We start from the raw sequence: 8,941 nt of genomic DNA on the forward strand, positions 1-8,941 counted from the left end.
GTGTCCAGACGCCTGTTGGCCGCCCTGGCGGCGCCTGTCCTCGCCGCCTTCCCCGCGCTTGCGGCCGGACCCCAGGCCGAGAGACGCGACAAACTTGTGGATGAACTGGTCGTCGAGGCTCCGCCGGACGCCGTCGGCGGGGTGGTGGGCGACATCCGTCCGGAGCTCAGCCTCGACGAGGCCGAGATCCAGTCCTTCGGGGTCAGCAATGTCGCCGAACTCGTCGCCCAGCTGGCGCCGCAGACCCAGTCCGGAAGGGGCCGCACCCGCGGCGGGCCGCCCGTCGTTCTTCTCAATGGGGCCCGCGTTTCCGGATTTTCCGAACTGAGGGACCTGCCCTCCGAGGCCATCCTGCGGGTCGACGTCCTGCCCGAGGAGGCGGCGCTCAAGTACGGTTTCGCCGCCGATCAGAGGGTGCTCAACTTCGTCACCCGAAAGACCTTTCGCGCCATCACGGGCGAGATCGACCTTGAAGCGGCCACCGCGGGCGGCACGGTCACCCGGGAAGTCGAGACCGGCCTGTTCCGCATCGACGGGGATCAGCGGACCCAGCTGCGGGTCGACTGGACTGACGCCTCCGCCGTGACCGAGGCCGAGCGCGACGTACCTCCGGCGCTCTCCGCCGCGCCCTTCACCCCTGGCGGATCCTTTCGCGGACGCGGTCCGGGAGGAGAGATCGACCCCGCCCTCAGCGCCCTCACCGGGGTCGCGACGCGGCTGTCAGGCGTGCCCGACGTCGCCCGGGTACGGCCGCCGACCCTCGCCGAGGTCGCCCCCCTGGCCGGGAAGCTGGCGCCGGACGGCGAGGCGAGGTTCCGGACGCTGACGCCGGAAACCCGCCGCCTTCAGGTCAATGGCGTCGTCGCCCGGAATGTGACGCCGACCACGACCGGGACTCTCAACCTGGTCCTGAGCCTTGGCGACTCCGAGGCCCTTCAAGGGCGTGCGCCCTTCGCCCTGGTCGTGCCCGGGCCCGGACCCTGGTCGCCGTTCTCATCCTCGGTCGACCTGCTCCGGCGAGACGCCTCCCGCGGGGCCATCCGTCGCACGACGGAGGACTGGAACGCCCGCCTTGGCTTCGGCCTGAACGGCGCCCGGAGCGCCTGGCGACTTTCCCTGACCGGAGGGATCGATCTGGCGGACCAGGTGACCCGGACGGATGGAGGTGTCGATGCCCGGCCCGCCCAGGCCAGGCTGACGGCGGGCGATCCCGCCTTCAATCCCTACGCGGACCTGAGCCCCGCCGACCTTCCCGCCTTCGCCCCGGATCGAACGCGATCACGAACGGCGGGGGCGGATCTGCAGGCCCTGGCCGCCGGCGCTCTTGCTGAGCTTCCCGCCGGCCCGCTCTTCGTCTCCGTCAAGGCGGGGGCCGCCGGAAACTGGCTGAAGTCGCGCTCGGTGAGACGGAATGTGGAGCGGACCACGGAGCTGTCCCGCACCGGCCTTAACGGCCAGGCGAGCCTGGACCTCCCGCTTCTGCGCCGGGAGCCGGAGGGCCTCGGCCGGCTTGGCGATGTCTCGCTGAACTTCAATCTCCAGGGCGAGAGCCTGTCAGATGCCGGAGCTCTTGGCGCGGTCGGCGCGGGCGTGAACTGGTCCCCGATCGAGCGCCTGACCCTCCTTGCGTCCTTCAGCCGTGACCAGTCTCCGCCGACCCTCCTCCAGCTGGGCGCCCCGCGGGCTGTGACGACCGGGGTCCGGGTCTTCGACTTTGTTCGCGGCGAGACCATCGAGGTCACCCAGGTCTCTGGCGGGGACCCGGGCCTGGCCAACGACACCCGTGACGCGACCCGGCTTGGCGTGAACTGGAAGCCCTTCACAGAGCGGGAGATCAACATCTCCATCAACTACACCCAGAGCCGGGCCGAGGATGCCGCCGCCGCCCTTCCGGCCCTCACCTCGGAGGTCCAGGCGGCGTTTCCCGAGCGGTTCCTGAGGGACGCCTCCGGCCGTCTCGTGCTTATTGACGCCCGTCCGGTCAGCTTCCTGCAGAGCGACCGGGAGGAGGTCCGCTGGGGTTTCAACTGGTTCTCGGGCGCCGGGCCGCAGCGGGGTCTCCGGGGTCCGCCCGGGGGGGCTCCCAGAGGCGCGACAGGCGCAGGCCAGGGGGGGCGAATAGGCCCTGCGATGGGGGGGCCGGGCTCCCGCAACGGCTTCCAGGTCTCTCTCTACCACACGGCCGTGCTGAGGGACCGGGTCCTCGTGCGCGAAGGCGGGCCGATCTTCGACCTGTTGGGCGGATCGGCGGCGGGCGCCCGTGGCGGGACCCCGGCCCACGCCATCGACCTTCAGGCCGGGCTGTTCCGCAATGGCCGGGGCGTTCGCCTGTCCGGGACCTGGAGGCAGGGCACGCAGGTGCGCGGCGACACCCCGGACAGCGCCCTGACCTTCTCCGACTTCGCCACCCTTGATCTGCGCGTGTTCGAGACCTTCGCCGGTTCGCCTGACCTGGTCCGCCGCTGGCCCTTCCTGAAGGGCGCCCGTCTGACCTTCGCCGTGGACAACCTCTTCGACGCCCGGCTGGAGGTCCGCGACGGGCTGGGCGCCACCCCGGCGGGATACGCCTCCGACATCCTCGACCCGGTGGGCCGGGTGATCGAGGTCAGTTTCCGCAAGGTGTTCTGAATCCCTTGCGCCGGGCCTCAGGCTGGACTTCCCTAGCCGCAAGCCCAGGGAGGACGCCGCCATGACAGAGCCACCGGTCGACAGGCCGCCCGTTCGTCCGGAACACGCCGCCTTCGCCGCCGAGGTTGCGGCCGCCCAGGATGTGCTCGACGCCTTCATGAGCGCCTGGAACGCCCGCGACGCCGACGGGGTGCGCGCCAGCTTCAACTTTCCCCACGTTCGCTTCGCCTCGGGCCAGGTCCGGGTCCTGTCCCCCGAGCAGGTCAACAAGTCCATGTACGCGGGCGCGGCCCTCACGGAGTGGGGGCGGTCGGCCTGGCGGAGGCGCGAAGTGATCCACGCCGGCGCGGACAAGGTGCAGTTCGACACCCGCTTCGCCCGCTACCGTCCCGACGGAACCCTGATCAGCGCCTTTGACTCGATCTATATCGTGACCCTCCAGGACGGCCGCTGGGGCATTCAGGGCCGGTCCAGCTATGCGCCCTGAACCGGACATCCGCGCATGAAGGCCGCCAGCTATCCCCTCGCGCGCCAGCAGGACTTCACCTCCGGGGTCAACGGCAGGGCCTACCGGGTGCGCATCGCCACCCCGTACGGGCCGCCGCCGGAGGGGGGATACCCGGTCGTCTACGTCCTCGACGGCGACGGCTATTTCGGCTCCTTCGCCGACGCCGCGCGGTTGCGCGCCGCCGCCGGGATGGAGCTGCCGCACGCCGTGGTCGTCGGCGTGGGCTATCCGGGCGAGGACTTCACGGGCGCCCTTGGAAGGCGGTTCCTGGACCTGACGCCGACCGAGCCGGACGAGGCCGAGAAGGCCAACCACACCTTCGCCTCGGGCGAGATCCGCTACGCCGGCGCCGACGACTTCCTCGAGATTCTCACCGGCGAGGTGCGTCCGCGGGTGGCCGGGGTCCTGCCGGTCAACCCGGGGCGGGAGGCGGTGTTCGGCCATTCGCTGGGCGGCCTCTTCGTCCTCTACAGCCTGTTCCGCCGGCCCGACGCCTTCGCCTCCTGGCTCTCGCTCAGCCCCTCCATCTGGTGGGACGACCGCGTGGTGCTGAAGGGCGAGGCGGGCTTCACCCGCGCCCTGCAGGGCCTGGCCTGGCCGCCCCGGCTGTTCGTCGGGGTCGGCGGTCTCGAGCAGCCCGAGGGCTCGCCCGCCCGCATGGTGGACAACGCCGTCGAGCTTTCCGCCCGCCTCGGCGCCCTGGCCGGTCCGCCGGGCTGGCGCTTTGCCTCGCGGGTCTTCGAGGGCGAGACCCACACCGGCGTGGTCTGGCCGGCCATCAATCCCCTGCTCGACTTCGCCCTCAGGGACGCCTGAGGCGGCGCTTGCCGGGGGCGGTCCGCCCTATAGAAGTCTGCGTCCCGAACCCCGATGGAGTCCGACCGTGCCCGCAACCTTCCGCGCCCTGCGCGCCCACAAGACCGACGCCGGGATCGAGACCCGCCTCGAGAGCCTGACCGACGCCGAACTGATGGAGGGCGACGTCACCGTCCGGGTGGAGGCCTCGACCCTCAATTTCAAGGACGGCCTCGCCCTGACCGGGCGCTCGCCCATCCTGCGGACCTTTCCGATCATCCCGGGCATCGACTTCGCCGGCGTGGTGGAGGCCTCGTCCAACCCCGGCTTCGCCGCAGGCGACCGGGTGGTGCTGAACGGCTGGGGCGTCGGGGAGACCTGGCATGGGGGCTACGCCCAGCGCGCCCGGGTGAAGGGGGAGTGGCTGGTGCGCCTGCCTGACAGCCTGTCCACCACGCGCGCCATGGCGATCGGCACGGCGGGCTACACGGCCATGCTCTGTGTCATGACCCTGGAGCGCCAGGGCGTGACCCCGGGCTCGGGCGACATCCTGGTGACCGGCGCGGCCGGCGGGGTCGGCAGCGTCTCCATCGCCCTGCTCACGGCGCTCGGTCACCGGGTCGTGGCCTCGTCCCGCCGGGCGGAGGCCGAAGGCGACTACCTGCGGGGGCTGGGCGCCGCCGAGGTCATCGACGCCGCCGAGTTCTCCGGTCCGGCCCGGCCCATCGGCAAGGAGCGCTGGGCCGGCGTGGTGGACTCCGTGGGCAGCCACACCCTGGCCAACGCCATCTCGCAGACCCGCTACGGCGGGGCCGTGGCCGCCTGCGGCCTCGCCCAGGGCATGGACCTGCCGGGCTCCGTGGCGCCCTTCATCCTGCGCAGCGTGGTCCTGGCCGGCGTGGACAGCGTGATGCGCCCCACCCCGGACCGGATCGAGGCCTGGCGCCGACTCGGGACGGACCTGGATCTCGCCCGCCTCGACGCCATGACGCAGACGGCCGGGCTGTCAGACCTGCCCGGTCTCGCCGGCGAGATCCTCGACGGCAGGGTCCGTGGCCGGGTGGTGATCGATCCCTCGATCTAGCGGGCCCCGGCGGCGGGCCGCCGGGCGGCCAGCAGCAGAAGCCCGGCGAAGATTCCCAGGTTCTTGATGAAGTTCTGCATCTCGTGCTGGCGGTCGCCGCCGGGATAGTCGTTCCAGAAGTCGTGCATGAACAGGTTGATCAGCAGGGTCATTCCGGCGAGCAGGAACGCGGCCGTCCGGGCGTTCCAGTTCGCCATCAGCGCCAGTCCGCCGCCGACCTGCAGGGGAATGGTCAACAGAAGCACGGGCAGGGCGAACGGCACTTTATGGAGCTCCATATAGGCCACAGTACTGGCGAACCCGGTGATCTTCATCAGGCCGGGAACCACGAAGTAGAGCCCGAGCAGGACGCGCCCGGTCAGGTCCATCGGCCAGCTGAGCCTGTCGAGCAAGGGGTTCAGGGGATTGTTCATGAGAACTCCGGGGTGAAGAACGTGGGGGTCCAGGACGCCCTCTCACTGTAGGGAGGAGGGCCGCAGTCGCCAGCTCTGAAAAGCGGGCTCGCGGTGCGCCGGATGGTTTCTCTGGCCTCAGACCAGGGCCCCCGCCGCCAGTCCCGTCACAGCCCCGGCGGTCAGGATCAGGCGAAGACGCGGATACCATGCGGGAAGCCCCGGCGAGCGCAGGTCCCAGACAAGGTGCAGGACAAGGGCGGCGGCCAGGCCTGCAAGCTGGAGGCCTGAGCGGTCGGGGGGCAGCAGGATCAGCCCCCAGGCGATAACGCTGGGCGCCATGCTGCAGGCGATGGTTCGCGGGTCGGGCGCCGTTTCGCTCACCACCCGGCCCCAGCGCGCGCCGCCGAGGAAGGACAGGATCACCGCCGCATAGAGGCCGAGGGCCTGATCGCTCCAGCCGGACAGCGCCGGGATGGACACGGCCAGGAGGGGCAGGCCCAGGAAGGGGATGAGGCCGGCGAGACCCCAGGCCAGGACAGTCCTGGGAACCGAGCGGTCGTCGGCCGGCGGATCGGAGGCGGTCATGACGGGGTCCCTGCGGGTCTTTCGGTCCTTGTCCCCTTTTCCGGCGGACGCCCCCTGCTGGCAAGCCCGCCCCGGGACTCAGGCGGCGCGCCGCCCCCGCCGCCGCCAGCGCCAGGCCAGGAGGCCGGCGCCGCCGACGACCAGGGCCAGGGCCCCGGCCAACGCCGCCAGGAGAGGCGCCTGCCTGGCCAGGACATTGGCCGTCAGCTGCCTTTGCATATTGTAGCCCTCAGGCACCGGCGCCACGCCGACCTGGGCCTCATAGGCGGCGTAGTCGGCGAGCATGAGTTTCAGCCTTCCGGGCTCGGCGGCGGACAGGTCGCGGGTCTCACCCGGGTCCTGCACCACGTCATAGAGCCGCCAGCGGCCGTCTCCGAGGGGCGGCATGTCGCGGATGATCTTGTAGTCGCCCCGGTAAAGGGCGGCGTTGCCGGACACTTCGATGCCGAGCGGGGTCTCCGGTCCCCGGACCGGACCTTCCCCGCCAGCCAGGACGGCCCTCAGGCTGAGCCCATCCATGGCCGGCGCGTCGGGGGCCGGCCTGGCGCCCGCCAGGTCCACGAGGGTGGGCGTCACATCGGTGACGAAGGTCAGGCCGTCGATCCGGCGCCCGGGCGCCACGCCGGGGCCGGACACGATGAGGGGCGCCCGCAGTCCGCCCTCGGAGACGTAGAACTTGTATCGGCGTCCCGGCGCGGCCAGGGCCTCCGCCCATTCGCGGCCGATGAAGTTGAGACTGCCCGGGCCGCCCAGGCCTTCCTCTCTCCAGGCGTAGCCGTTGAGCCGCATCCAGAGGCCCATGCCCCGCTGGTGGACAGGGTCGCTGGGTTCCGGGCCGTTATCCGACGTGATGACAAAGAGGGTGTTCGCGAGCTCGCCCCGGGCCTCCAGGCGGCGGATCAGCCGGCCTATGGCCGAATCCGCAGCCTCGATCATCCCGGCGTAGACCTCCATCGATCTGGCGGCCATCCGCCGTTCCGCCGGCGACAGGGCTTCCCAGTCCCGGGCGTTCGGGGAAAAGCCCGCGACCGCGGCGCCTTGGGGGAGCAGGCCGTTGCGCCTGGCCTTGTCCACCCGTTCGTCCCGAAGGGCCTCCCAGCCCGCATCGAACCGGCCCCGGTAGCCGTCCGTATAGCGGGCGGGCGCCTGGACCGGGATGTGAACGGCCTGCAGGGCGAGGTAGGCGAAGAAGGGAGCCCGGCCCGCGGGCGATTCCTCGATGTAGCGGGTCAGCCGGTCCACCAGGAGGTCCGAGGAGTAGAAGGACGACGGCATCTCCACAGGCCGTCCATCCTCGAACCAGGGCGCCTCACTGTAGTAGGGCATGTAGGATTTCGGGGCCCAGTTGTCCGCGCCCGAGGCGTCGAGGGCCAGAGACCGGTCAAAGCCCTGACCGTCCGGCAGTTCTCCGGGTCCATGGCCCAGGTGCCACTTCCCCGTCATCAGGGTCCGATATCCTTCGGAGCGCAGGCGTTCGGCCAGGGTCAGGACATCAGGCTCGATTCTCAGGCCATACCCGGGCCTGTTCCTGTGTTCCGGCGGCAGGACTTCCGAGATGGTCGCGGCCCCCGCCCGGTGACTGTCTATGCCGGTCAGCAGCATGGCCCTGGAAGGCGTACAGAGAGGCGAGGTGCGATAGCCGGTGAAGACCGCCCCCCGCCGGGCTAGGGCGTCAATGTTCGGAGTCCGCGCCTCACCGCCATAAGCGCCCAGATCCATCAGGGCGGCGTCGTCGAACAGGATGACAACGATATTGGGTCGCGGGGCCGGGCCCGGCTGGGTCCGGGCCTCCGGGGCGGTCGCCACCCCCAGGGCGAGGGCCGCCGCCGCTGCGCCCACCGCCAGCCGCCCGCGTCGATCGCGGCCTTCCCTCGACATGGTCCCACCTCGACAGGATATTGGCGTTACGCGTGTCATATGTTCCCGCAGGGTGCAAGCCTCGCCGGCCAGTCGACCGGACGCACGGTGACGGACCGCAGGATCGCTTCCCGTGCCTCAGCGGTAGCTGAAGATGGGGTCATCCAGATCGAGGTTGGGCAGGAGGTCCTTCTCGCTCCAGTAGTCCTGGGTGTGCCGCCACTCCGGCTTCTCGCCGGCTTTGGGCGTGAGGTGGCTCCCTCCAGTCCTTGAAACGGTAACCGAAGGTGCGAAGGACGCTGTCAGAACGGACCCTGGGGTAGGTGTGTGTCCGCCAGGCGCCGCCGAAGCCGGCCTGGGTCTCGACGATCCGGTAGGTCTTGCCCGTCGCCTGGGTCTGGAGGCGCCAGGCGGCGCCGATCCCGGAGATGCCGGCCCCGACGATCAGGACATCGAAATGGGCTCCGTCCCTGACCTCTCTTGCCGCGCCACTGGCGCGCTCGCTCACATTCCCGTCCGACATGACGTTCTCTCCCCGGATGCCCGCCGGTCTTGGATCGCCGGCTCAGGTCATCCGGTTCAAGTCTAAGGCCCATCGCCGCCGCAGCAAGGGGCAAGGCGCGCTCAGTAGGCGATCCTCTCGACCTTGAGGCCCTCCTTCTCAAGCAGGTCCTGGACGCTGTTCTCGCCCGCCAGATGGCCTGCGCCGACGGCGACGAACACGACGCCGGGGCGGTCCATCCGGGACTTCAGCTCGGCCGCCCAGCGGATGTTGCGCTCGGTCAGCAGGAGCCGGATCGTTTCCGGAGTGTCCTTCATCTCGGCGTTCATCAGCCTGCCGGCGCCGTCGGCGTCTCCGCGGGCCCAGTGATCGATCATCTGCGACATGACCGCGATCCCCTCTTCGCGGCGATGGATGATGTCGTGGATTCCCGCCATCTGCTCGGCCTCCGGAATCGAGTCCAGGATCGTGAACTGCTCCTTCGGGGTCTCGAAGGCGGTGATGGTCTTGCGGGCCTTGCGGGCGGCCTTGGTGAGGACTTCCTCTGCACCCGCCTTGGGATCCAGGCCCGCCTGGACGGACATCAG

At 70.7% G+C, this 8,941-nt stretch carries 9 protein-coding genes; 4 read left to right on the forward strand and 5 right to left on the reverse strand.

The genetic code is table 11. The features are described from left to right. The 4 genes from INE98_RS12365 (at position 1) to INE98_RS12380 (ending at position 5,015) form a co-directional block, all read left to right on the forward strand. Positions 1–2,628, forward strand: a complete 2,628-nt coding sequence (locus INE98_RS12365; protein WP_293539231.1) for a TonB-dependent receptor — start codon at positions 1–3, stop codon at positions 2,626–2,628. A gap of 61 nt (positions 2,629–2,689) precedes the next feature. Continuing rightward, a complete protein-coding gene (locus tag INE98_RS12370; RefSeq protein ID WP_293539232.1) occupies positions 2,690–3,115 on the forward strand; it encodes a hypothetical protein in 426 nt (141 codons plus the stop codon). 15 nt (positions 3,116–3,130) lie between these two features. After that, a complete protein-coding gene (locus INE98_RS12375; protein ID WP_293539233.1) occupies positions 3,131–3,952 on the forward strand; it encodes an alpha/beta hydrolase-fold protein in 822 nt (273 codons plus the stop codon). Between the two features lie 67 nt (positions 3,953–4,019). Next, positions 4,020–5,015, forward strand: a complete 996-nt coding sequence (locus INE98_RS12380) for an MDR family oxidoreductase (protein WP_293539234.1) — start codon at positions 4,020–4,022, stop codon at positions 5,013–5,015. Here INE98_RS12380 and INE98_RS12385 read toward each other — a convergent pair. The 5 genes from INE98_RS12385 to INE98_RS12405 form a co-directional block, all read right to left on the reverse strand. Continuing rightward, positions 5,012–5,428, reverse strand: a complete 417-nt coding sequence (locus tag INE98_RS12385) for a DoxX family protein (RefSeq protein ID WP_293539235.1) — start codon at positions 5,426–5,428, stop codon at positions 5,012–5,014. The two genes, INE98_RS12380 and INE98_RS12385, sit on opposite strands and share 4 nt — an antisense overlap. Before the next feature lie 117 nt (positions 5,429–5,545). Next, positions 5,546–5,995 carry a DUF3429 domain-containing protein gene (locus INE98_RS12390; RefSeq protein ID WP_293539236.1) on the reverse strand — a complete coding sequence of 150 codons (450 nt, stop codon included), beginning with the start codon at positions 5,993–5,995 and terminating at the stop codon, positions 5,546–5,548. 78 nt (positions 5,996–6,073) lie between these two features. Beyond that, positions 6,074–7,873, reverse strand: a complete 1,800-nt coding sequence (locus tag INE98_RS12395) for an arylsulfatase (RefSeq protein WP_293539237.1) — start codon at positions 7,871–7,873, stop codon at positions 6,074–6,076. Positions 7,874–8,012: 139 nt separating this feature from the next. Then, positions 8,013–8,375 (reverse strand): NAD(P)-binding protein, encoded by a 363-nt coding sequence (locus INE98_RS12400; protein WP_293539238.1) that lies wholly within the window; start codon positions 8,373–8,375, stop codon positions 8,013–8,015. Positions 8,376–8,476: 101 nt separating this feature from the next. After that, the coding region (locus INE98_RS12405) for a TraB/GumN family protein (protein ID WP_293539239.1) at positions 8,477–8,941 on the reverse strand (465 nt) is incomplete at its 5' end.

Source organism: Phenylobacterium sp., assembly GCF_020253645.1.
Taxonomy (GTDB): Bacteria; Pseudomonadota; Alphaproteobacteria; order Caulobacterales; family Caulobacteraceae; genus Phenylobacterium.

What these genes read in the sequence shown, in the direction of transcription:
- INE98_RS12370 (WP_293539232.1), top strand. Translation starts at nt 2,690, where the DNA reads ATGACAGAGCCACCGGTCGACAGGCCGCCCGTTCGTCCGGAACACGCC.
- INE98_RS12385 (WP_293539235.1), bottom strand. Translation starts at nt 5,428, where the DNA reads ATGAACAATCCCCTGAACCCCTTGCTCGACAGGCTCAGCTGGCCGATG.
- INE98_RS12375 (WP_293539233.1), top strand. Translation starts at nt 3,131, where the DNA reads ATGAAGGCCGCCAGCTATCCCCTCGCGCGCCAGCAGGACTTCACCTCC.
- INE98_RS12390 (WP_293539236.1), bottom strand. Translation starts at nt 5,995, where the DNA reads ATGACCGCCTCCGATCCGCCGGCCGACGACCGCTCGGTTCCCAGGACT.
- INE98_RS12400 (WP_293539238.1), bottom strand. Translation starts at nt 8,375, where the DNA reads ATGTCGGACGGGAATGTGAGCGAGCGCGCCAGTGGCGCGGCAAGAGAG.
- INE98_RS12395 (WP_293539237.1), bottom strand. Translation starts at nt 7,873, where the DNA reads ATGTCGAGGGAAGGCCGCGATCGACGCGGGCGGCTGGCGGTGGGCGCA.